Origin of the sequence: Bacteroides mediterraneensis (genome assembly GCF_900128455.1) — a bacterium.
GTDB classification, from domain to species: Bacteria; Bacteroidota; Bacteroidia; order Bacteroidales; family Bacteroidaceae; genus Phocaeicola; species Phocaeicola mediterraneensis.
On record NZ_LT635783.1, the window covers coordinates 1,693,970 to 1,717,091 of the forward strand.

14 protein-coding genes are annotated in these 23,122 nt (G+C 56.7%); 10 read left to right on the forward strand and 4 right to left on the reverse strand.

Translation table 11 applies throughout. The features are described 5' to 3' along the window. Window positions 1-7: 7 nt before the first annotated feature. Genes BQ7480_RS06850 through BQ7480_RS06860 form a run of 3 tightly spaced genes read left to right on the forward strand, consistent with a single transcriptional unit; the run spans window position 8 to window position 7,107 of the window. Complete coding sequence (locus tag BQ7480_RS06850) at window positions 8-2,452, forward strand: S9 family peptidase (RefSeq protein ID WP_072542261.1); 2,445 nt, start codon at window positions 8-10, stop codon at window positions 2,450-2,452. 5 nt (window positions 2,453-2,457) lie between these two features. Continuing rightward, window positions 2,458-3,672 (forward strand): metallophosphoesterase family protein, encoded by a 1,215-nt coding sequence (locus BQ7480_RS06855; protein ID WP_072542262.1) that lies wholly within the window; start codon window positions 2,458-2,460, stop codon window positions 3,670-3,672. A 6-nt stretch (window positions 3,673-3,678) separates the two neighbouring features. After that, window positions 3,679-7,107 (forward strand): AAA family ATPase, encoded by a 3,429-nt coding sequence (locus tag BQ7480_RS06860; RefSeq protein ID WP_072542263.1) that lies wholly within the window; start codon window positions 3,679-3,681, stop codon window positions 7,105-7,107. Window positions 7,108-7,234: 127 nt separating this feature from the next. On the opposite strand, the gene BQ7480_RS06865 is transcribed toward BQ7480_RS06860, so the two are convergent. Together BQ7480_RS06865 and feoB are read right to left on the reverse strand one after the other, a co-directional pair. Continuing rightward, complete coding sequence (locus BQ7480_RS06865) at window positions 7,235-7,441, reverse strand: FeoB-associated Cys-rich membrane protein (protein ID WP_072542264.1); 207 nt, start codon at window positions 7,439-7,441, stop codon at window positions 7,235-7,237. Window positions 7,442-7,460: 19 nt separating this feature from the next. After that, entirely contained in the window at window positions 7,461-9,932 is a 2,472-nt protein-coding gene (gene feoB / locus BQ7480_RS06870; protein ID WP_072542265.1) for a ferrous iron transport protein B, read from the reverse strand. A 130-nt stretch (window positions 9,933-10,062) separates the two neighbouring features. On the opposite strand from feoB, the gene tilS reads away from it, so the two are divergent. From tilS to BQ7480_RS06900, 6 genes are all read left to right on the forward strand, one after another. Continuing rightward, entirely contained in the window at window positions 10,063-11,349 is a 1,287-nt protein-coding gene (tilS, locus tag BQ7480_RS06875) for a tRNA lysidine(34) synthetase TilS (RefSeq protein ID WP_072542266.1), read from the forward strand. A 116-nt stretch (window positions 11,350-11,465) separates the two neighbouring features. Next, the gene (locus BQ7480_RS06880) at window positions 11,466-11,642 is read left to right on the forward strand and encodes a histone H1 (protein WP_007561922.1); all 177 of its coding nucleotides are present in this window, start codon (window positions 11,466-11,468) and stop codon (window positions 11,640-11,642) included. 157 nt (window positions 11,643-11,799) lie between these two features. Next, on the forward strand, window positions 11,800-16,224 hold the full coding sequence (locus BQ7480_RS06885; RefSeq protein ID WP_072542267.1) for a DUF5112 domain-containing protein: 4,425 nt from the start codon (window positions 11,800-11,802) through the stop codon (window positions 16,222-16,224). 30 nt (window positions 16,225-16,254) lie between these two features. Continuing rightward, complete coding sequence (locus BQ7480_RS06890; protein WP_072542268.1) at window positions 16,255-16,977, forward strand: DUF5932 domain-containing protein; 723 nt, start codon at window positions 16,255-16,257, stop codon at window positions 16,975-16,977. Beyond that, entirely contained in the window at window positions 16,967-17,650 is a 684-nt protein-coding gene (locus tag BQ7480_RS06895; RefSeq protein WP_072542269.1) for an AbgT family transporter, read from the forward strand. Before BQ7480_RS06890 ends, BQ7480_RS06895 begins: the two co-directional genes overlap by 11 nt. A 76-nt stretch (window positions 17,651-17,726) precedes the next feature. Then, window positions 17,727-18,827, forward strand: coding sequence for a TlpA disulfide reductase family protein (locus BQ7480_RS06900; protein WP_072542270.1), 1,101 nt, complete (start codon window positions 17,727-17,729; stop codon window positions 18,825-18,827). 332 nt (window positions 18,828-19,159) lie between these two features. Here BQ7480_RS06900 and BQ7480_RS06905 read toward each other — a convergent pair whose 3' ends face one another. Continuing rightward, entirely contained in the window at window positions 19,160-20,707 is a 1,548-nt protein-coding gene (locus tag BQ7480_RS06905) for a peptide MFS transporter (RefSeq protein WP_072542271.1), read from the reverse strand. Window positions 20,708-20,847: 140 nt separating this feature from the next. Then, window positions 20,848-21,462 (reverse strand): tetratricopeptide repeat protein, encoded by a 615-nt coding sequence (locus BQ7480_RS06910; protein ID WP_072542272.1) that lies wholly within the window; start codon window positions 21,460-21,462, stop codon window positions 20,848-20,850. A gap of 205 nt (window positions 21,463-21,667) precedes the next feature. Here BQ7480_RS06910 and BQ7480_RS06915 point away from each other — a divergent pair, with 205 nt between their 5' ends. Further along, window positions 21,668-22,750: a phosphotransferase enzyme family protein gene (locus BQ7480_RS06915; RefSeq protein ID WP_072542273.1), complete on the forward strand. Its 1,083-nt coding sequence runs from the start codon at window positions 21,668-21,670 to the stop codon at window positions 22,748-22,750. Window positions 22,751-23,122: the final 372 nt, after the last annotated feature.

Sequence of the window (23,122 nt, forward strand, 5' to 3'; positions counted from 1 at the left end):
AAAAGAGATGAAAAAGCAACTTTTTATAGCATGTTCTCTTTGCGGAGCCATGCTGGTGAATGCCGAGAATATTGAGGTGACCTCGTTCAAGTACGCAGGTCCCTATGCCTTGATGCAACCCTATCAGATTGACAGTGTGGATGTTAATTCCAAACCGTGGAAGGCGGAATCACTGCTGGACACCCCGGTATCGTTTGCCCTGCTCGACGGAGCGGAGGTGAAACAGGCCGGACAGCTGACACCTTCGTCCGACTATGCCCTGCACCTCATGGGCTTCGTGCTGGAGAACACGCACTACGGCCAGGTGTCGCTGAAGGTGGAGGGAGCTTCCCACTATCAGGTGTACGTAGACGGCAAGCGGGTGGAAGATACTTCGCTGTCGCTGGATCCGGCTACCCATCAGGTGATCATCAAATACCTTTCCGTGCCGGGCGAACAGAGTGTGCCGAAAGTGAGCCTCGATGCCAAGCAGGACGGGGTGTTCAGCCTCCGTACCGAACAGGGGCGTCTGTTCACCCTGGCCGATGTGCTCCACGGCACCCGTATCACAGGCACCGAGCTTTCAGCCGACGGGAAATACCTGATTACTTCGTACACGGTGACGAAGGAAGGCGGAAAGACTACCTCGCAGACCAAGGTGAAGGAACTGAAGACCGGCAAGGTGCTGGCTACGCGGGAAGAGACGCTGCACTGGATGCCGCGTTCCGCTCAGTATTATTATGTACGTCAGGGCGTATCCGGACGGGAACTGGTGACGGTGGACCCAGTCTCCGGACAGGAGGAAGTGTGGGTGAGCCACCTGCCGGAAGGTAGTTTCCGGGTAGCGCCTACCGAAGACTACCTGCTGTTTACCCTGGTACAGAAAGGTCCGGAAGAGAAGAAGGAAATCTATGAGTTCATCGACCCCGACGACCGTCAGCCGGGATGGCGCAACCGTACCTATCTGGCGCGTTTCGACGTGAAGACGGGGGTCTGCCAGCCGCTGACCTTCGGCTACAAGAACGTGTGGGCCACGGATATCTCGTCCGACGGGCGGTATGTCCTGATGATGGCTTCCAACCACCGCATGGGCAAGCGTCCGACCACCTTGTTCTCGCTTTACAAGATGGATGTGCAGACCTTGCAGGTGGAAGAGCTGGTGAAAGATGACGGTTTCCTGACCAACGCCCTCTTCTCGCCCGACGGTCGTCAGGTGCTGCTGGCCGGTTCGCCGGAGTGCCTGGGAGGTATCGGCAAGAACGTGAAGGAAGGGCAGACGCCGAGCATGATTGACATCCAGCTTTACCTGATGAACCTGCAGAGCAAGCAGATTGAACCGCTCACCAAGACGTTCAACCCGAACGTGATGCAGGCGGTGTGGTCGGCTGCCAACAACTGTGTCTACTTCAATGCGGAAGACCGCGACTGCATCTCCCTGTTTCGTCTGAACCCGGCAAAGAAGCACATTGAAAAGGTGAATGTGCCCGAAGAAATGGTGCTGGGATTCTCCGTGGCCGAGCAGGCGTCTTCCCTGTCGTTCTACGGGGAAAGTGCCTCCAATGCACACCGCCTGTATGTGGTCGATTTGAAGAAGGATGCCTCGAAGCTGGAAGAAGATTTGCACGGGGAACTGAAGGACGTGCTGCTGGGTGAATGCAAGGCCTGGGATTTTGTCAATTCGCGGGGCGATACCATCTGCGGACGCTACTACCTGCCGCCTCATTTTGACCCGGACAAGAAATACCCGATGATTGTGAACTACTACGGCGGATGCAGTCCTACCAGCCGGAACTTCGGCAGCCGTTATCCGCACCATGCGTATGCGGCCCTGGGCTATGTGGTCTATGTGGTGGAACCGAGCGGAGCCACCGGCTTCGGCCAGGAGTTCTCTGCCCGCCACGTGAACACCTTCGGCGACTATGTGGCCGACGACATCATCGAAGGCACCCGCAAGTTTGTGGAAGCCCATCCGTTTGTCAACGGCAAGAAGATTGGATGTATCGGTGCTTCCTACGGCGGTTTCATGACCCAGTACCTCCAGACGAAGACCGATTTGTTTGCGGCTGCCATCTCGCATGCCGGCATCAGCGACCACACCAGCTACTGGGGCGAAGGCTATTGGGGCTATTCCTACAGCGAGGTGTCGGCTGCCAACAGTTACCCGTGGCAGAACCCGGAACTCTTTGTCGGCCACAGTCCGCTGTTCAATGCCGACAAGGTACACACCCCGCTGCTCTTCCTCCACGGTTCGGCGGATACCAATGTGCCGGTGGGCGAAAGCATCCAGATGTTCACGGCCCTGAAACTGCTGGGACGGGAAACGGCCCTGGTGGTAGTGGACGGACAAGACCATCACATTCTGGACTATCAGAAGCGTATCCAGTGGCAGAACACCATCTTTGCGTGGTTTGCCAAATGGTTGCAGGATGACCCGACGTGGTGGAACACTCTTTATCCCCCTAAAACGTTGTAAGCCGGATGAAAATCATACATACCAGTGACTGGCACCTGGGGCAGCAGCTGTTCGATTATGACCGGAGCGAGGAACAACGGGACTTCCTCCGGCAGCTGCGCGACCGGGTAGCCGCAGAACAGCCCGACGCGTTGCTCGTGTCGGGCGACGTGTTTCATTACTGCAGCCCTTCGGCCTCTGCCCAGCGGTTGTATACCGATGCCTTGGTGGACTTGCACGAGACGTGTCCGTCGATGCAGATTGTCATTACGGCGGGCAACCACGACAGCAGTTCCAAGCTGGAAATCAGCCGCAACCTCTGGAAGTATGCCGGAGTGACCGTGGTCGGCTCCATCTGCCGCAACGAGGCGGGCGAGGTGGACCTGGAGCGTCACCTCGTGGAGGTGAAGGACGGAGCCGGGGAGCCGAAGGGCTATGTGGTGGCCCTGCCTCATGTCTATCCGCAGAACTTCCCGTCTCTGGACGAGGAGGTGCCGCGCGAAGACCGGCAGCGCTTCTTTATCCAGACTTTGCTCGACCGGGTGGCGGAGCGGAACGCGGCCCGACTGCCGGTGGTGCTGATGGCCCATCTGGCCGTGACGGGAAGCGACATTACCGGACAGGACGACGGACGCGGCGGCATGGACTACACCGACATCCGTCTGATGGGTGAGGGGTATGATTACCTGGCCCTGGGACACATTCATTTTCCGCAGACCTTGCCCGGCGGACGGGCCCGCTATTGCGGTTCTCCGCTGCCCGTCAGCTTCGACGAGAGTTACGGACATTCCGTGAGCGTAGTGGAACTGGCCTCACACGGTGCTGCGCCCGAAGTGCGTACGTGTCCCGTGCGGAACCTCTGGCCCTTGAAGGTGCTGCCCGCGCAGGCCGTCCCCCTGGAAGAGGCTTTGGAAGTCTTGCAGGCCCTTCCCGACGAAGAAAAGCTGTATGTGCAGCTGCATGTCCGGATTCAGGATGTGCCTCCGGCCTATTGCATGGAGCGGGCCTACGAACTGACCCGCGGCAAGCAGTGCCGTTTCTGCCGTTACAAGTGGGAACGGGAGACGGCGGAACCAACCGAGGACACGACGGAACTCGACGTGGACCGCTTGCAGACCTTCTCTCCGTCGCAGGTGGCCGCCATCTATTACCGCGACAAGTTCCAGCGCGACATTTCGCCGGAAATGCTCGACCTGCTGGAAGAGGCTGTGAAACGGGTGCAGACCCAAGAAGAGGAATAAGAACGCATGAAATTACAGAAACTCATTATCGAAAATATTGCTTCCATCGAGAAGGCGTGCATCGACTTTGCACACGGGCCGTTGGGCGAGGATTCCATCTTCCTGATTTGCGGACCGACGGGAGCGGGCAAGTCCACGCTGCTGGATGCGGTGTGCCTGGCCCTTTACAACACCACGCCCCGTCTGAAACAGGCGGCCAACGAACGCTATCAGGACGAGAACGACAGTTTCTCGGGGCAGACGGAAGGCGTGAGCATCGACGATTCCCGCATGCTGATGCGGCGCGACAGTGTGTCGGCGCAGGTGGAACTGTGGTTCACGGATGCCGCGGGGGAGGCCCTGCGGGCGGTGTGGAGCGTGGCAAGGGCGCGCAACAAGGCGGGTGGAAAAATCCAGAAAGTGGTGTGGACCCTTTCCTTGCAGGACGGTACCCCGCTCACCAACAAGTCGACGGAGACGCGGGCGGAGATTGAACGGCGCATCGGCCTCACCTTCGAGCAGTTCTGCCGGACCACGCTGCTGGCGCAGGGAGAGTTTACCAAGTTCCTCAAGAGCAAGGAGGAAGAGAAATCGAACATCCTGGAGAAACTCACGGGCACGGAAATCTATTCGCGCATCAGCCGGGAAATCTATGTGATGAAGACCGAAAAAGAGGCCGAGTTGCAGGAACTGAAGGCACAGACGGGCGGCATCGTGCTGTTGGGCGACGAGGAGCTGGCGGCGTTGCAGGCGGAACAGACGCAGGCGACGGCAGAGACCACGGCACTCCGCAAGGAACTGAAGCAATGGCAGGATTTGTGGAAATGGATGACCGACGAGCGAAAGCTGGTACTGGCACAGGAGGAGGCCGGAAAGGCGCTCCAGGCCGTGACGGAACGGGTGGAGTCGGAAGGCTACAGGCGCAACAAGGCGTTGCTGGAAGATTGGGACCGTACGGCCGACGTGCGTTTCCAGTGGACCGAGCAGGCGACTTTGCAGCAGCGCGTCCGCACGGCGGAAGAGGAGCTGGCCCGGCTGGCCCAGAAATATCATGCCCTGAACGGGGAATATGTCCGGCTGGAGCGGATGCGCGACCGCAGCCGGAAGGAACTGGCGGCGTGCGAGGACTTCCTCGCAGGGGTGCAGGAAAAAGTGCCGGTGTACGAGGCGGTGCAGTCGCTCACGGCCTTGTCCGACCAGATTCGGCGGTCGCTTCAGGTGACGGAGGATTGCCGGAAGGAACAGGGCCGCAAGGGAGCGGAGCAGCGGAAGATGGCCGAGGCACGTCAGAAGGCTGCGGCGGCGTATGAGGAAGCCCGGAAGATAGAAGAAAAGAAGCAGGCGGAAGTCACGGCTTGCCGCACGCAGCTGGAGGCCTTGCAGCCGGAGAAGCTCCGGCGGGAGAAGCAGGCAGCCGATACCCGGTTGGGCGACTGGAAGGCGTTGCGGGAGGCACTGGCGCTCCGGATGGAGAAGGAAAAGGCCTGGCTGGAGGTGCAGCAGAACCGGAAGGCTTTGCAGGACGAGGGCCGTCGGCAGCAGCAGGCGGTGGAGGAACTGAAAGCACAGGCCGAGGCCTTCCGCAGGGAAAAGGAGGAAGTGCAGCAGGTGTACGACAAGCAGCAGATGGCGTGTACGGACTGGGCGCGGGAGGCACGTGCCCGGCTGTCGAAAGGCGATGTGTGTCCGGTCTGTGGCCGTCCGGTGGAGGAGGACCTGGAGAATGAGGCTCACTTTGTGTCGTTGCTGGAGCCGGTACGTGTCTTGCTGGCGGAAAAGACCCGCCGGACGGAAGAGGTACTGGCGGCCTTGGCCCGGGCCGAGGCAGAGGTGCGTGCCCTGACGCGGCAGGAAGCCATGGAAGCGAAGAAGGAAACGGCGGCAGAAGCGGCTTTCCGGCAGGCGGAGGTGGCGGTGAAGCAGCAGCCGCTGGTGGCCGCGGTGACGGAGACAGCCGACGGGATGGTGCAGGTGGAACAGGCCTTGCAGGCACAGCAGGAGGTTTGTGGCCGGCTGGACATCCAGTGGCGGCAGGCCGAGGAACTGCAGCAGCGGTTGAATGGGCTGACCAAGGCACGCGAGGCGCTGACCGCCGACCGGGAGCAGTGGCACCGGAAGGTGGAGGAGGCCGACAAGGCCGTGTCCCGTCTGGAAGCGGAACTCCGTATGCTGGAGGAAGCCCTCGCGCGGGAGCGGCTCACCGTTTCCCAGTGTATGGAGAAAGGGGAGGCGCTGGTGACTTTTGTTCCCTGGAAAGCCGACTGGCAGACCGGCCGGGAGGAATTTATCACCCGCTTGCAGGAGGAAGTGGTCCGTTATGCGGAACGGCAGAAAGAGAAGGAAAGACTTGCGCATCAGGTGGAGTCGCTCACGGGGCAGCAGAATCAGGTGGAGGAGATACGGCTGTCCATCTGGACGGTGTGTCCGGCCTGGAAAGAGACAGACGGGGAGGCGGTGCCCGACGGTCCGTGTCCCGAGGGGCTTCCGGCCCGGTGGAATGCCTTGCACGCGGCGGTGCTTTCCGCCTGTCAGGCTTTGCAGACTTCCCGCAAGCTGGCGGAAGAAAAGAGGGCGGGCGTAGAAGCCTTCCTGGCGGCCCATCCGGAAATCTCGGGCGAATACCTGGAGAAGCTGGTGGGGCTGGAGCTGGAGAAAGTGCAGACGGCCCGCCGTACCTTGCAGAAACTGGACAACGAACTGGCTGCGTGCCGGGCGGAAAAAGAGCGGGTGGCCCGCGAACTGGAGGGGCATCGGGCGCAGCGTCCGCAGGATATGGAGGCGGTGACGCCGGAGGTCGTGGAAGAAACGATAGCCCGCCGGGAGGAAGCGCTGACGGCGAAGGTGTCCCGTCTGGGGGCCATTGCGCAGGTTTTGGCGCATCAGGAAGAGGGCTTGCAGCGCATCCGGAAACTCAAGGAACAGATAGAGGTGAAACAGAAGGAAGTGGACAGTTGGGCGGGAGTGGCTGCCCTCTTCGGCAGTGCCGACGGGAAGAAGTTCCGCAACATCGCCCAGAGTTATGTGCTCCGCCAGTTGCTGGCCGGGGCCAACCATTACCTGAGCCGCCTGACCGACCGCTACCGGATGGAGTGTCTGCCGGGGGGACTGACTATCCTGTTGCGCGACGAGTACCAGGGTGGGGTGAAGCGTCCCACTTCCACCATTTCGGGTGGAGAGAGTTTTCTGGTGTCGCTGGCGCTGGCCTTGGGACTGTCGTCGCTCAACCGGAAGAGTCTTTCGGTGGATGTGCTTTTCATCGATGAGGGATTCGGCACGTTGGACAGCGACTACCTGAACACGGTGATGGAGTCGCTCGAAAGGCTGCACCAGATTGGCGGCAAGAAGGTGGGCATCATCAGTCACGTGGAGGCTCTGCGCGAACGGATTGCCACGCAGATTCACGTGGAGCGGGTGAACCATACACTGAGCCGCGTGGAGGTGGTGAGCCGGGAGTAAAAGGATTTTCCGCGATTTGTAACTCGTTGTAAATCAGTTTGATTTCGATGCATAAAAAACTCCCTTACGTTTGATGGAAAACGTAAGGGAGTTTTGTTTGAAACGCAAGTGCGTTTTACCTGAAACGTCAAAGCGTTTTATCGGAAACGCAAGTGCGTTTTTTCAGGCTGTCCAAATCCTTGTGCAGGGCACATCCGGTACATCCGCTGCAACCGGTGCAGCCGCATCCGCCGGCCTGTCCTTTCCGCCGGATGACCTGACGGAAGAAACGTCGTCCGCTCCAAAGCACGCAGCCGGCTACGATGATATATACGAAAAGGTCTTGCATACTCATAAGGGGTAGGTTTTTAGGGTTAAATGAACAAACTTCCTATCTGGTGCACCGCAAAGGCGACAATCCAGGCCAGCACGGTGGTGTAGGCCGCGGCAAAGACGGGCCATTTCCAGCTGCGCGACTCTTGCCGGATGGCGGCCAGGGTGGCGATGCACGGGAAATAAATCAGCACGAACAGCATGTAGCAGTAGGCCACGAGCGGCGTGATGGGAATACGCTCGGAGAGGTTCACCGAGTCGATATCGTCGTCATTTGTATAGAGAACCCCCAGTGTACTGACCACCAGTTCCTTGGCGCCTACGCCCGACAGGATACCGATGCCCATCTTCCAGTCGAATCCCAGCGGTTCGATGACCGGCTCGATGGCCTTTCCCAGCTGGCCGATGTAGGAGTTCTCCTGCTGTTCGGCCTGTGTGGCATAGGCATCGTGGTTCGGATAGTAACCCAGGAACCAGATGATGATGGAAGCCACCATGATGATGCCGCCCATCTTCTTGAGGTATTGCTTTCCTTTCTCCCACGTGTGGCGCAGCACGACCTTGGCCGTCGGCATGCGGTAGGGCGGGAGTTCCATCACGAAGGGCGTGTCGTCACCTTTCACCAGGAACTTGGTGAAGATGCGGGCCATGAGTACGGCCAGCAGGATGCCGATGGCGTAGATGGACAGCAGGATGAGGCTGGCCTTGCCCGGGAAGAAGGCCCCAATCAGCACCAGGTAGATGGGCAGACGGGCACTGCACGACATGAGCGGGTTCACCAGCATGGTGACCAGACGGGCCTTGCGGCTCTCGATGATGCGCGACGTCATGATGGCCGGCACGTTGCAGCCGAAGCCCATGATGAGGGGGATGAACGACTTGCCGTGGAGTCCCATCTTGTGCATGATTTTATCCATGATGAAGGCGGCACGGGCCATGTAGCCGGAGTCTTCCATGAACGAGATGAAGAAGTAGAGCAGCAGGATGTTGGGCAGGAACACGATGACGCCTCCCACACCGCCGATGATGCCGTCCACAATCATGTCTTTCAGCGGGCCCGGACTGAGGAATTTTTCGGCTCCTTGTCCGATGAGGGCGACCAGCCATTCGATGAGTCGCTGCGGGTATTCACCCAGCACGAAGGTACCCTCGAACATGATGTACAGGAAGATGAAGAAGATGGGGTAGCCCCAGAAACGGTTGGTCACGATGCTGTCCACCACCCGTGTGAAGGTCTCCGTGTCGTGGTTGGTCTGCGTGAAGGTCTCCTTCAGGGCACCCGAGATGAAACCATACTTGGCATCGGCGATGCACTGCTCGCTGTCGTCGTTTCCCAGCTGGCGCAGGCGCTCCGCCTCCTTGTCGCGGGCCGCCAGAATCTCCTTGCCGTTGGGCAGCGGGGCGATGACGCGCGTCTCGATGTCCTTGTCGTTCTCCAGCAGCTTGATGGCCAGGAAACGGGTGGAGTATTTGTGGCGGATGTTCTCGTTCTTGCTGATTTCCTTCTTCACGGCGTCGATGCTCCGTTCGATTTCCGGTCCGTGGTTGATGTGGATGTGGCGGATGAAGCCTTTGGCCGTGAAGTTGTCTTCCGCTCCTTTGTATTTGTGGTCGGGCACGTAGGCATCGTGCCATTCGCGGAACTCGCGGAGGATTTCGTTCTTGATTTCGTCTTTCTGTCCCATGAAGTCGATGCCTTCATACAGGCCGATAATCACGTGGAACAGGTTGTCGATGCCTTCGCCCGTACGGCTGATGGTCGGCACGATGGGTACGCCCAGCAGTTCGCTCAGCTTGTGGTAGTTCAGCTGGTTGCCGCTGTGCTGCAAGGCATCGTACATGTTGAGGGCGATGACCATGCGCACGTTCATGTCGATGAGCTGGGTGGTGAGGTAGAGGTTGCGTTCCAGGTTGCCTGCATCCACCACGTTGATAATCACATCCGGGGTCTCCTCGATGATGTGCTTGCGCACGTAGAGCTCTTCCGGACTGTAGGCCGAGAGGGAGTATGTGCCCGGCAGGTCGATGAGGCGGAAGTGATAGCCTTGGAAGTCGAAGAAGCCTTCCTTCGCATCCACGGTCACACCGCTGTAGTTGCCCACGTGCTCGTGTCCGCCCGAGGCCACGTTGAAGAGCGAGGTTTTTCCGCAGTTGGGGTTACCCACCAGCGCCACGTTGATGGTGCGTCGTTTTCCTTGTGCGATGTTGCGCATCACCTCGTCGCTCACGGGGATGCCTTGTGAGATGGGCTCATGGTAGGTGTCGGTCTCCATTGTGCGCCGGGCTTCCTCTTCGCTGACAATTTCAATCATGTCGGCTTCCTGCCGGCGGAGGGAGACTTCATAGCCCATGATTTTATATTTGATGGGGTCTTTGAGCGGGGCGTTGAGCACCACTTCTACGGTCTTTCCCTTGATGAACCCCATTTCGATGATGCGGCGCCGGAATCCTCCGTGTCCGAGGACCTTGATAATGACGCTTTTCTCACCTGTTTTCAATTCCGAAAGTTTCATGTTGTTTGCATCGTTTTTATTTCATTTGCAAAGATACGGCATTGCTTTCTTTCTCGCAAGTTATTTAGACCGTTTTTAAATTACAATCTTCAGGGGAGCGTTTTTCGCATTTTATCCCTATGTTTGCAACATGTTTGCAAGGAAAGTCAGTCAGTTTATCGAAGAGAAGCACTTGTTTGGCCGGGGCGACAAGGTGCTGGTGGCACTGAGCGGCGGGGCCGACTCGGTGGCATTGCTGCGGGTGTTGCTCCAGCTGGGGTATGCGTGTGAGGCGGCTCATTGTAACTTTCACCTCCGCGGGGAGGAGTCGGTGCGCGACGAGCGGTTTGTGCGCGACCTGACCGGAAGGCTGGGGGTACCGTTGCAGGTGACGCACTTCGATACGAAGGCGTATGCGGCTTCGCGGGGCATATCCGTCGAGATGGCGGCGCGGGAACTGCGTTACGGCTGGTTTGCCGAACGGCTCCGGGCCTGCGGGGCGAAGGTGGTGGCAGTGGCCCATCACCGCGACGACAGTGTGGAGACGTTCCTGCTCAACCTGGTGCGGGGCACGGGCATTGACGGCTTGCAGGGCATCCGTCCCGTGAACGGCGAGGTGGTGCGTCCGTTCTTGTGCGTGAGCCGGGCGGAGATAGTGGACTATCTTTCTGCGCTGGGACAGGATTATGTGACCGACAGCACGAACCTGCAGGACGAGTTCATGCGCAACAAGCTCCGGCTGCACGTGATTCCGCTGCTGGAAACCCTTAACCCTTCGGTCAGCGAGACAATTGCCGAGACGGCCCGGCGCCTGTCCGACGTGGCAGTGGTGTATCACAAGGCCCTGGAAGAGGCCCGGCGGCGGGTGATGCCCGACGGGGAGACCATCGACATTCCGGCCTTGTGCCGCGAACCGGGGCCGAAGAACCTGTTGTTCGAACTGCTGCATCCGATGGGCTTCAATGCGGCGCAGGTGGACGATGTGTTCCGGGCGTTGCACGGGGAGCCGGGCCGGATGTTCCATAGCCGGGAGTGGACATTGCTGGTAGACCGTGACCGGCTGGTGCGCCGTCCGGCAGGAGCGGAAACGGAACGCTTGCCGGAACTGCGGCAGGAACGGATGGAGGTGGAGCCTCCGTTTGCAGTGCCGCGGGATAATAATAAGGTTGTGTACGTGGATGCGGCGGCTGTGCAGGGCGAACTGACCTTGCGGAAATGGCGGTCGGGCGACAAGTTCATACCCTTCGGCATGAAGGGTTTCAAGTCGGTACGTAACTATTTGCGCGACAAAAAGTTCTCCCGTTTCGACAAGGAGCGCCAGCTGGTGGTGTGCGACGGAGAACGTGTAGTGTGGCTGGTCAATGAGCGGGTGGACAACCGCTTCCGGGTGACCCTGGAAACACGATGTGTCATAAAACTGACCATAAAGTCTGTATAAATACGTCAAGTGGAAATTTTTCTATTAAAATATGCAAAAAAAGAGTTCGTAAGAGTATCAGATTGAGGTATTTGTATTTACTTTGAGTATGTTTAATCAAAATCATAGTCAGAATTATGAACGAATTAATTGCAAAGATCAAAGAATTGAATGCCGCTTTGGTAGCTGATGCTGAATTGCAGGCAGAAAAAGGTAACAAAGCTGCAGGCACTCGTGCACGCAAGGCATCCTTGGAGTTGGAAAAAGTTTTGAAAGAATTTAGAAAGGTATCTCTGGAAGAGTCAAAAAAATAAATAGTTTTCAAGACGGACTCATGTCTGAGGGAGAGAGATTACAGCATGCCGACTTATATGCGGACGCTGCAATCTCTCTTTTGTTTTTTTATCACACGGCGGGGTGGTTTTTAGAGGGGAACTTCGTACATTTGTCTGGATTTGTACGCGTGCGTTTATGAAGGAAGGTTTTCGGAAGATAGGGATGTGGGGGCTGATTTGCCTGATGTGCGCCATGCTGTGGCCTTCGTGCCAGCGTCGGCTGTCTCATGGGGAGCATGCCCGGGTGGATTCGTTGAACCGGGTGGCGTATGAGGCACGCTACAAGGATTTGTCGCTCTCGTCCCGGGCGGCTACGGAAGCCTTGAAGTGGTCCGACGGCTATGCGTCGGGCCGGGCGGAGGCCCTGAACAACATGGGGTTCTGTGCGTTCATGCGGATGGACTTCGAGCATGCGGCCCGTTTGTTCCAGAAGGCTTCGGAGGCCAGCAAGAACGAGCTGGAACGGCTGGTGGCCGACGTGGGGATGATGAAAATCTGCCAGCGTACGTCCATGAACAAGGAGTTCTATGATTATCATAACAGCGCGATGCAGCGTCTGCGGCGCATTAACGAGGACCGTTCTTCGCTGGAAAAGAACGGACTGGAGGGACGGCTGAACTATGCCGTCTCGGAGTTCTACATCGTTTCAGGAATTTATTATTATTATTTGCAACAGGACAGGGAGTCCTTGGAGGCCATCAATGCGGTGCCCGAAGAAGCCCTGAAGGCGGATACGGCGCAGTGGCTGTATTATGTGTATATGCGGGGCTCTGGCGGTATGTACGAGGCGCCTACCCGCGAGGAGGTGACGCTTGGGGAGTTCGGCTACCTGGTGCAGTGTCTGCAGGTGGCACAGGCCCGGGGATATATTTATTTCGAGGCCAATGCCTTGCAGGCCATGGCGGAACTGCTGGTGTTCCGCAGCAACCGGGAACTGCTGAGCGAGAAGCGGGCGGGGCTGTTGCGGCTGGTCAATCCGGAGAGTCTGCCGGTGGACAGTCTGCCGCTGGTGTTTGCCCGGGAGGCGTTGGGGCTGTTCAAGCGTTACGGCGACTGGTACCAGATTTCGGGGACGTATCGCACGCTGGCCACTTTCTACAATTATAGCGGACAGCCGGAAAAGGCGCTGGTCAATCTGAAGAAGGCGTTGAACTATGTCAATCTGCATCACGAGAAATATTATCATTGCACGGATTCGCTCGACCGTCTGCAGGCGTATCAGCCGGGGGGGACGACTTCCATCGAACTGCAGTGGATTAACGACGAGGGCATCAATACGGTGCCCGAATGGATTGCCCGCCTGCGGGAACAGCTGAGCCGCACGTACTCGGCCATGGGCTGCAAGGCGGAGTCGGACTACAACCGCAACGTGTACCTGGATATTCTGGACTACACGCGGCAGGACAAGGAACTGGAGAGCCGCTATGCGGCGTTGGAAAAGGAGACGGGCCAGCTGAATGTGCTCTTGTGGCTGGTGGCCGCGGGGTTCCTGGTGCTGGTGGTGCTGTTTGTCTGGCTGAACCGTTCGTGGCGGCAAAAGAATACGGTGTACCTCACGGAACTGAAGCGGGTGCTGGGGCTTTGCCAGCAGATTACGGGGGCGGTCCCTGCTTCGGCTACGAGCCGGGAGGAGGTGGCCGAAGCGGTGGCCGAGGTCATGAAGCCGGAGCTGAAGGCACTGTTCGGGGTGCGCGACGTGTGCATTACCTTCTGTGACGGAGAAGGGGAGGCGGAGGAAGTCCCGTCGGGCAAGGAAGAGGGCACTCCGCAGGTGTTCGAGCTTCAGTCGCCGGGCAAGCCGGTGACGGTGGGACGGCTGTGGATATGGCTGGCGGCTCCCGTACGCAAGGAGGAGCAGGCTCTCATCCGGCTGTTGTTGCCTTATCTGGCCTGGACGCTGGAGCACGGCATGAACCTGGTATCGCTCGATGAGGAGCAGAAGCGGCTGGAGAAGGAGCAGTATATCCACGAACTGCATCTCATGGAGAACAAGCGCCAGAACGAAGTGAAGAAGGCGTGCCTGTCTATCGTGACGGGGATTGTGCCTTATATCGACCGGATGGTGAACGAGGTGCGCAAGCTCCGTACCCTGCCATCGGACAGCGGGGAGGCGGTGCGCCGAGGCAAACTGGTGTACATCGACGAACTGGTGACGAAAATCAATGAATACAACGACATACTGGCCTTGTGGATTAAGATGCGGCAGGGCACGCTGAGCCTCCACATCGAGAACTTCGACCTGGAGGAGCTGTTTGCCATCATCGCCAAGGGGCGCCGTTCGTTTGAGCTGAAGAAACAGACGCTCACGGTGGGTGAGACCACGGCTTGCGTGAAGGCCGACAAGGCTCTGACCCTTTTCATGATGAACACGCTGGTGGAGAATGCCCGTAAGTACACGCAGGAAGGGGGGCGGGTGAGCCTGTCTGCGGAGGAAACACCCGACTATGTGGAGATTGCGGTGGAGGACAACGGACCGGGGCTTTCGGAGAAGGACCGTTCGCGTATCCTGGGCGAGAAGGTGTACGATTCGGGGGCCATCGGCATGGAGACGGCGGCCGACGCGGCGGAGCTTCAGCGTCAGAAAGGACATGGGTTCGGGCTGATGAACTGCAAGGGAATCATCGAGAAATACCGGAAGACGAACAGTGTGTTCGCGGTTTGCCGGTTCGACATACAGAGTACGCTGGGAAAGGGCAGCCGTTTCTCGTTCCGCTTGCCGAAGGGGGCGCGGCGGATGGCGGGCCTGTTGTGGCTGGGCTTCTGCCTGCTGGTAGGAGTGGCCTGTTCCTCTGGCCGGAAACCGGTGGAGCCTGTGGCCGACAGCGGGAAGGTGGCGCCTTACGACAGTCTGCTGGCCATTGCCAACGACTATGCCAACTGGGTGTATGAGTGCAACGTGCAGGGCGACCATGCCACGGCGCTGCTGCTGGCCGACAGTGTGTTGTATTACATGAATGCCCACTACCTCCGTTATTCGGGAAAGAACGGGCCGTTGCTCCGCCTGGAAGGGGAAGGCGACGGGGCGGAACTCGAATGGCTGGCCGAATCGTTCGATACGGATTATTTCATCTTGCTCGATGTGCGTAACGAGGCGGCGGTGGCTTCACTGGCCGTGAAGGATTTCCGGAAGTACCGCTATAATAATGCAGCTTATGCGTCGCTCTACAAGCGGCTGAGCAAGGACAACTCGCTCGAGGAGTATTGCTTGCAGATGCAGCGCTCGGCCAGCAACAAGCGGATTGCCTTGTCGTTGTTCGTGCTTCTGGTGTGCGGCTGCCTGATTGCGTATTATGCGCTCTACCTGCGCCACCGGTTGCATTACCGCTACAACATGGAGCAGGTGTTTGTGGTGAACCGGACGCTTTTCTCGGCGGCTTCGGGTACGGACGCCTTGGGCGACGAGGTGCTGGAGAAGATGCTCCGTCGCATGTTCAACGAACTGAACGAGATGATTCTGCTGGAGAACATGGCGCTGGCGGTGTACGATGAGGAGACCTGCCGACTGAAAACTGTCTGCTTTGCACCGGAAGAAGGGGAGGAGGAATTGCGCGAACGATTGCAGCGGTGTTATGACACCGGACAGATGCAGTGGACGGGCGCTACGAAATGGAGCTATCTGCCGTTGTGGGTGGAGACCGGAGGCGAGAAGCATTGTGTGGGGGTACTGGCCTTGAAACTGGCCCGTGCCTACAGCCGCGAGGAAGACCGTTTGCTGGTGGAGATGGTGTGCAACTACCTGGCAGTGGTGTTGTATAATGTGGTGGTACGGGTCAACCGGAAGTTCCACGACATCGAGCTGGCACAGGATGAGGCCCGCCGCTCCCTCTTCGAGGAAAACCAGTTGCACGTGCAGAACATGGTGCTCGACAACTGTCTGTCTACCATCAAGCATGAAACGATTTACTATCCGAGCCGCATCAAGCAGGTGGCCGACCGCCTGAGTGGTGACGTGACGGCAGCGCAGCGGAAGGAGCTGCTGAACAATATGTCGGAGCTGGTCGGATACTACAAGGATATATTTACCCTGCTCAGCTCGTGTGCATCGCGTCAGCTGGAGGAGGTGACATTTCGCCGTACGGAGGTGAGCGTGAAGGAACTGGCCGAAGGAGCTGGAAAATACCTGAAGAAGATGATGCGCAAGCGGAACTTTACGTTGGAATGGCAGGCTGAGGTGCCTCCGTTGTGGGTGACGGGCGACCGGGTGCTGTTGCTTTTCCTGCTGGAGAACCTGATGGATGAGGCGCTGCGCGAGGAGGCATCGGGCACGTTGCGGCTGGAGGCGAAGGAGGAAGACGGGTTTGTCCGGGTGGACTTCATCGACACGCGCCGCACCTACTCGCAGGAAGTGCTCAATGCCTTGTTCTATCCCGACAAGAAGCGGATGTGTCCGTCGGGCGACGGTTCGCATCTCTCGGGCACGGAATACCTGGTGTGCAAGCAGATTATCCGCGACCACGACGAGTATGGCGGGCGGAGGGGCTGCCGCATCAATGCCTGTCCGTGGAGCGGAGGGAAGGGATTCAGCGTGTGGTTTACTCTGCCGAAACGAAACAAGAAATAACGAATGAGAAAAATATAAAGTCAAGACAATATGGAGAAGTTTAAGGTGGTCATCGTAGAAGATGTCAAACTGGAATTGAAGGGGACGGAAGAGATTTTCCGTCACGAGATACCGAATGCCGAGGTGATTGGCACGGCCATGACCGAGGAGGAGTTCTGGAAACTGATGGAGACGTGTACGCCCGACATGGTGCTGCTCGACCTGGGACTGGGGGGCTCCACTACCATCGGTGTGGAAATCTGTGCCCGTCTGCACCGGGAACGGCCGGAACTGAAGGTGCTTATCTTTACCGGAGAAATCCTCAACGAGAAGTTGTGGGTGGACGCGCTTCGGGCGGGGGCCGTGGGTATCATCCTGAAGACGGGTGAACTGCTGACGGCGACCGACGTGCAGGCGGTGATGGACGGCAAGAAACTGGTGTTCAACGAGCCGATACTGGAAAAAATCGTGGCCCGCTTCATGCAGACGGTCGAGGTGGAACAGCGCCGGCAGGAAGCCATCATCGACTATGACATCGACGAATACGACGAGCGCCTGCTGCGTCACCTGGCACTGGGCTACACCAAGGAGATGATTACCAACCTGAAGGGGATGCCCTTCGGCGTGAAATCCATCGAGAAACGGCAGAACGAGCTGGTGAACCGCCTGTTCCGTCCCGACGAACGGACGGGGGTGAATGCTTGCCGGCTGGTGACCCGGGCGTTCGAGCTCCGTATCCTCGATATTGATAACCTGGAACCTGATGAGGAATAAATTCAGTCTGCATCCGGCCACCTGCTTCCTGTTGCTGTTCCTGCTCACGGCGCTGCTGTCGTGGACGGGCAGCATCTATGAATGGGAAGGGGTACGCAGCCTTTTGAGCGACGAAGGGCTGCGGTGGCTGTTGCGTACCCTTCTCGACGATTATCTCCTTTCGCCGGTGTTTCAGGCGGTGGTGTGTCTGTTCTTCGGGGTGGGACTGTTTGTGCATTCCGGACTGGGGAATGCCTGCCGGAGGATGGCGGGCGGCACGCGTAAGTTTTCCCGCAAGGAGAAGCGGGCATTGGGGCTGGCGACGGTGACGTTTCTGGCTTATGCGGGGCTTTGTGTCCTGCTGGCTTTCGGCCCGTGGAATGTGGTGCGCAGTGCCATCGGTACGCTGGCGGGTTCTCCGCTGGCCGACGGACTGTGGGGCGTGTGCTCGCTGGGCATTGCTCTGCCGTCTATCGTCTATGGCTTTGCTTCCGACTCGTATCTGAGCGACCGTGATGTGGTGGAAGGCATGGCCCATCTCTACAAGTGCCGGGCCACGTATTTTGTGGTGTTGCTCTTCATCACCCTGTTCTTCTCTTCGCTTGATTTTAGCGGATTGACGCACTACGCGGGATTGCCCGACGAGGTGTGCCGGGGCGCTTATCTGCTGTGCTGTCTGCTTTTTCTTTTGTAAAAATAGAGGCATTTCCCCTGAAACGATTATCTTTGCCCCGTTATTTTCAAATCGGAATAAAACCTATAATAACAAGATGAAAAAATTTGTAGTATTTGCTGCAGCCGGACTGATGTCTCTGGCTGCTTGTCAGGAAAAGGCAGGCTTTACCATCAAAGGTACAGCCGAAGGTGCAGCCGACGGCGACACCGTGTTCTTGCAGAAACAGACGGCAGAAGGCTTTGAGGCCCTCGATTCTGTCGTAGTGAAGAACGGAACGTTTGAATTCAAGGGAAATCCGGATTCAGTAGCCGTATCCCGTTATGTGACTTACATGAAGGGTGATACCCGGATGGCTACCATGGTATTTGTGGAAAAAGGAAACATCCAGGTGAACCTGAGTCCGATGGAAAGCCGTGTTTCGGGTACACCGAACAATGATACTTACCAGAAGTTCATGGACGAATACCAGCGTATCGGCAAGGAAATGAACGACATGTATCAGAAGGCAAAAGGCGACACCCTGCTCACGGAAGCACAGCGTGATTCCATCATGAAGGTGCTCGACCAGAAGGAAACCGAAGGACTGGACCGCATCTATCAGCTGGTGTCTGAAAATATCGGCAGCGCAGCCGGTGTACAGTTGCTGACCATGTTCAGCTCTTCTTTCGAAGTGGACAAGGTACAGCCGTTGCTGGAAAAGATTCCGGCTGCCTTTGCCAACGACGAGAGAGTGAAGGCTTTGAAGGAATACGTGGAAACGGTAGCCAAGACGGCTGTGGGACAGAAGTTCATCGACTTCACCCTGAATACGCCGGAAGGCAATCCGGTGAAGCTGTCGGATTTCGTGGCTGCCAACAACTATACACTGATTGATTTCTGGGCCAGCTGGTGCGGACCTTGCCGCATGGAAATGCCGAACGTAGTGGCTGCCTACGCCAAATACAAGGCAAAAGGTTTCGGTATCGTAGGTGTGTCTTTGGACAACAACGCCGAAAGCTGGAAGAAGGCCATCAAGGACCTGAACATCACTTGGCCGCAGATGTCCGACCTGAAGGGTTGGCAGTGTGAAGCTGCCGGACTCTATGGCATCCGTGCCATCCCGGCTACGTTGCTGGTTTCAAAGGACGGAACCATCGTGGCACGCGACCTGCGTGGGGAAGACCTGGAGGCCAAACTGGCAGAGCTGATGAAATAAGCTGATTCGGAATCTTCCGGAAAGAAAATACAAGCTTACAAGGCTGTCTCAGAATCAAATCTGGGACGGCCTTTTTTGTGCGCCGTAGGAAGCCGGAGCAAGCTTGACCTTATTTTGCCGTCTTATTGCCCTCTTTATTGTTTGGAGGAATCGTTGTCCTCAACAGCTTTTTCAGTAGTCTCTTTCCGCCGAGCCATTTTTTCACCTGGCTGTGTTTCCTGTCCGGCCAATCGGCGGGATGGTCTGACTTTTCTATGGGGAAACAAGCTCGTTCCCAGGGAGGGGACGGCCTGTTTCGCTGAGCATGTAATCGTTACAGGAGATTGCGCGTTTTATACTTCCATCATTTTCTTGAGCTTGCCGGAGAGGAGGAAAAGAATCACGGCTGCAGCCCCGCTCATGAAGACAAAGAGCATGAAGAAGTCGAACAAGTTCTCGATGGGGTAGCCCATGAAACTCTTGCTCACTCCGTGTTCGGGATAGTAACCGCTCAGCAGTCCGGCAAACTTGTTGGCAGCCGAGGTACTGAGGTACCACACGCCCATCAGCAGGGAAGAGAAGCGGGCCGGCGAGAGCTTGTAGACCAGCGACAGACCGATGGGCGCCAGGCAAAGTTCCCCCATGGTATGAATCAGGTAGAGGCCGGTGAGCCACACCATGCTGACTTTCACGCCGGGTTCCACGTCCTTCACGCCAAACGCGATGAACAGATAGCCCAAGGCCAGCAATCCCAGTCCGATGGCCTGCTTGCGCGGAGAACTCGGTTCGATACCCCTCTTACCCAGGAACGACCATACGGCGGCGAAAATCGGGGCCAGCGTGACAATCATGATGGGGTTGAACGACTGGAAATAGGCGGCCGGCATCTCCCAGCTGCCGATGTGGCGGTCGGTCTGCTCGTCGGCGAAGAAGGTGAGTGAAGCCCCTGCCTGCTCGTAGGCAGCCCAGAAGAAGATGACGAAGAAGGCGATGATGTAAATCACCCCGATGCGCACCTTCTCCTTCCGGTTCAGCGAGTGGTCGGTAATGATGATGACGGGCATCACGATGGCCGTAGCATAAATCAGCGAGCCAATCCAGTCGGCTCCGGCAAAGAGAGAACCACCTTCCGCACCCCAGTTGACCGAGAAAAGCAGGGTCAGCAGCAGCGTGCTGGCAATCATCAGGGCCGTACGTCCGGTACCCGTCTTTTTCGGTGCATCCCCGGCGGCAGGAGTGGCAGCGACGGTTTTCTGGGGGGCCGTACCTACCGGATTTCCGTCAGGGTCGCAGATGTATTTGTTCTTGAAGAGCTGGAACACCCCTGCACCCAGCACCATGCCGATGCAGGCTGAGAGGAATCCCCATTTGAAGTCCTCCGGGTGCCCCGTGTTGCCCACCAGTCCGCACACCAGCGGGGCAATGGTCGAACCCACGTTCACGCCCATATAGAAAATGGTGAAGGCCGAGTCCTTACGGTTGTCGTCGGGTGCATAGAGCCGTCCCACCATGGTCGAGATATTCGGTTTGAAGAAGCCGTTGCCCAAAATCAGCAGGCCCAGTCCGCAGAACATCAGGTACTTGGCCAGTGCCACCTCATGGAAATAGCAGGCACTGAGGAAGAGCAGGAACTGTCCGAGTGCCATGGTCAGTGCCCCCACGACGATAGACCGTCGGTTGCCCCAGTAGCGGTCGGCAATGTATCCGCCGATGAGCGGGGTGAGATACACCAGTCCCGTGTAGCTGCCATATACCTGTGAAGCCGTTTCCTTGTCGAAAAGCAGCGCCTGCACCATGTAGAGCATGAACAGTGCGCGCATGCCGTAGTAACTGAAGCGTTCCCACATCTCCGTTACGAAGAGAAGATAAAGTCCTTTTGGATGCCCTTTTGTTCGATTCATTCTTGTTTTATTGATAAAATGTTAGTAAAATCCGATTTTTTGCAAATGTAGTAAATCATTCTTTTCCCTGCAAATGAAAAAAGCCATCTCAGGGGGATGAGATGGCTTTCAGGGTAAAAATCCAAGTCGTTGGATTGTTATTAATGGATTGTGACTTGGTCAAGTTGTTGGTAAGTGGCCGTGATGCGCTCCATCAGTTCATTGCTGGGAGCCACAGCCATGAGCTGCAGTACGAGGTCGTTCACATCGGCCTTGCTGTCGAGTTCGAGTGCGCGGGTCAGGTCGTTGAACGACTCTTCATAGCGTGCGGTCTCGAGATACAGCTGTGCGCGCGACTTGTAGTTCTCCACGTCCTGCGGATTCAGGCGGATAGCCTCGTTCAAGTCTTCTTCGGCGCGGTCCCACATTTTCAGGTTGGTGAGCAGTACGCCTCTGGAGTAGTGTGCGAACGAGCGGTATTCCTTGTCGGCCTCCGGAATCAGTTCCAGACTTGAGTTGAGGGCCTGCAACGCCAGTTTGGTATCTTGGCAGAAATTGCAAATCAGCGCCATATAGCAGTGCGCGTAACCGTTGTCCGGATGCTCGTTGATTTCAGCGTTCAGGTAAGTATAAGCCGTTTCGGGGTCTCCCTCATTAAGAGCTTCTACACCTTTTATATAGTTTTCGCTTTCCGGGCGTTGGATATTTTCTGCGTGTAAGGCAGAAATGAAGCAGCAAATCAGCATTGCTGCCAGTGTTTTCATGGTGGCTTTCATAGAGTTTTGTTTTTTAACGGGCACAAATCTATAAACTTTTTGGGATATTGCAAAGATTTTACAGAAAATATGATTCTTGGACAATTGTTTTCCGTAAAACTTCCCTATCTTTGCAGCGAATAAAAATTAGAATATTTTTAAAGTATATCGTATAAAATACAGATTCTAATTAAATGATATTATAAACTTAATTTATTTGATAACCATGAAATCGCTTAATGAAATTATTTCACAATTTCCAAGGGTTGGAAAGGTAGGGGAAATTATTCCTTTGACGTCTGGCTTGATAAACCGGACTTATAAGGTGCAGACAGCAGATTCGAAAGAGTTCGACTACATCCTGCAGTGTATCAACCATCAGGTTTTTCAGGATGTGGAACTGCTTCAGCATAATATTGAATGCGTGACCCGCCACATCCGGGAGAAGTTGGAAAAGGCACACGAAACCGACATCGACCGCAAGGTGCTTCACTTCCTGCCTACCACCGAAGGGAAAACTTATTATTTCGACGGGGAACATTACTGGCGTGTCTGCGTGTTCATTCCCGAATCGCAGACGCTGGAGGCCGTGACACCGGAATCTTCTTATCTGGTGGGCGTGAAGTTCGGCGAGTTTGAAGCCATGCTGGCCGACCTTCCGGAGAAGTTGGGTGAGACCATCCCCGATTTCCACAACATGGAGTTCCGCATGAAGCAGCTGCGGGAGGCCGTGGCCCAGAATGCCGCAGGGCGTCTGGAAAAGGTACAGTCGCTGGTGGACGATATCGAAAAGGATGCCGACGAGATGTGTGCAGCCGAACGTCTGTATCGTGAGGGCAAGTTGCCGAAACGTATCTGCCACTGCGACACCAAGGTATCGAACATGCTGTTCGACAAGGACGGCCACGTGCTGTGTGTCATCGACCTCGACACCACCATGCCGAGCTTTGTGTTCTCTGATTTCGGTGATTTCCTGCGTTCGGCAGCCAACACCGCTCCCGAAGACGAGCCCGACCTGGACAAGATTCACTTCAACATGGACATTTTCCGGGCCTTTGCCAAGGGATACATCGAGTCGGCCAAGAGTTTCCTCACTCCGCTGGAAATCGAGATGCTGCCCTATGCCGTGATGCTGTTCCCCTACATGCAGGCCGTGCGTTTCCTGGCCGACTATCTCAACGGAGATACCTATTACCAGACAAAATATGCCGAGCACAATTACGTGCGCACGCTGGCACAATATAAGCTGTATCAGGAAGTCCGTAAGGCCGTTCCCGAAATGAAGGCTTATATCGCCTCACTGCTGTAAGCTCCGGATTTCAAACGGATACAGAACCCACGGAGGGGCCGTCTCAGATTGCATGGAGACGGCCCCTCCGTTTTGTTTCCGCCCGGATTGGAAGACGTCGTTTTTCTTATGGAATTTTTTTCAGGAGGCTGTTACCTTTTGGTCTGGAGTAATAAAAAAACAATTGCCTGATGGACAGGAGGGGGAGAGCTCCAACCCCATGGATTGTGGTTTTGTCGGTTGTATTGCTTTGAAATAAATTTTAACGTCGGATGAGGCGATTGTCTCATATTAAGGAATGGCGTTAATAGGGTTGTTTTGATAATATATTTTTGCTGGATAGGCATTTATTTTAACAGTTTAATCCGTTTACGGGGCATAACAGTAACAATG

Excerpts from the sequence above, each read along its gene's own strand:
- BQ7480_RS06890 (WP_072542268.1), top strand. The coding sequence starts at position 16,255 with ATGGAGAAGTTTAAGGTGGTCATCGTAGAAGATGTCAAACTGGAATTG.
- BQ7480_RS06885 (WP_072542267.1), top strand. The coding sequence starts at position 11,800 with ATGAAGGAAGGTTTTCGGAAGATAGGGATGTGGGGGCTGATTTGCCTG.
- feoB (WP_072542265.1), bottom strand. The coding sequence starts at position 9,932 with ATGAAACTTTCGGAATTGAAAACAGGTGAGAAAAGCGTCATTATCAAG.
- BQ7480_RS06860 (WP_072542263.1), top strand. The coding sequence starts at position 3,679 with ATGAAATTACAGAAACTCATTATCGAAAATATTGCTTCCATCGAGAAG.
- BQ7480_RS06865 (WP_072542264.1), bottom strand. The coding sequence starts at position 7,441 with ATGAGTATGCAAGACCTTTTCGTATATATCATCGTAGCCGGCTGCGTG.
- BQ7480_RS06915 (WP_072542273.1), top strand. The coding sequence starts at position 21,668 with ATGAAATCGCTTAATGAAATTATTTCACAATTTCCAAGGGTTGGAAAG.
- tilS (WP_072542266.1), top strand. The coding sequence starts at position 10,063 with ATGTTTGCAAGGAAAGTCAGTCAGTTTATCGAAGAGAAGCACTTGTTT.
- BQ7480_RS06855 (WP_072542262.1), top strand. The coding sequence starts at position 2,458 with ATGAAAATCATACATACCAGTGACTGGCACCTGGGGCAGCAGCTGTTC.
- BQ7480_RS06895 (WP_072542269.1), top strand. The coding sequence starts at position 16,967 with ATGAGGAATAAATTCAGTCTGCATCCGGCCACCTGCTTCCTGTTGCTG.
- BQ7480_RS06905 (WP_072542271.1), bottom strand. The coding sequence starts at position 20,707 with ATGAATCGAACAAAAGGGCATCCAAAAGGACTTTATCTTCTCTTCGTA.
- BQ7480_RS06910 (WP_072542272.1), bottom strand. The coding sequence starts at position 21,462 with ATGAAAGCCACCATGAAAACACTGGCAGCAATGCTGATTTGCTGCTTC.
- BQ7480_RS06850 (WP_072542261.1), top strand. The coding sequence starts at position 8 with ATGAAAAAGCAACTTTTTATAGCATGTTCTCTTTGCGGAGCCATGCTG.
- BQ7480_RS06880 (WP_007561922.1), top strand. The coding sequence starts at position 11,466 with ATGAACGAATTAATTGCAAAGATCAAAGAATTGAATGCCGCTTTGGTA.
- BQ7480_RS06900 (WP_072542270.1), top strand. The coding sequence starts at position 17,727 with ATGAAAAAATTTGTAGTATTTGCTGCAGCCGGACTGATGTCTCTGGCT.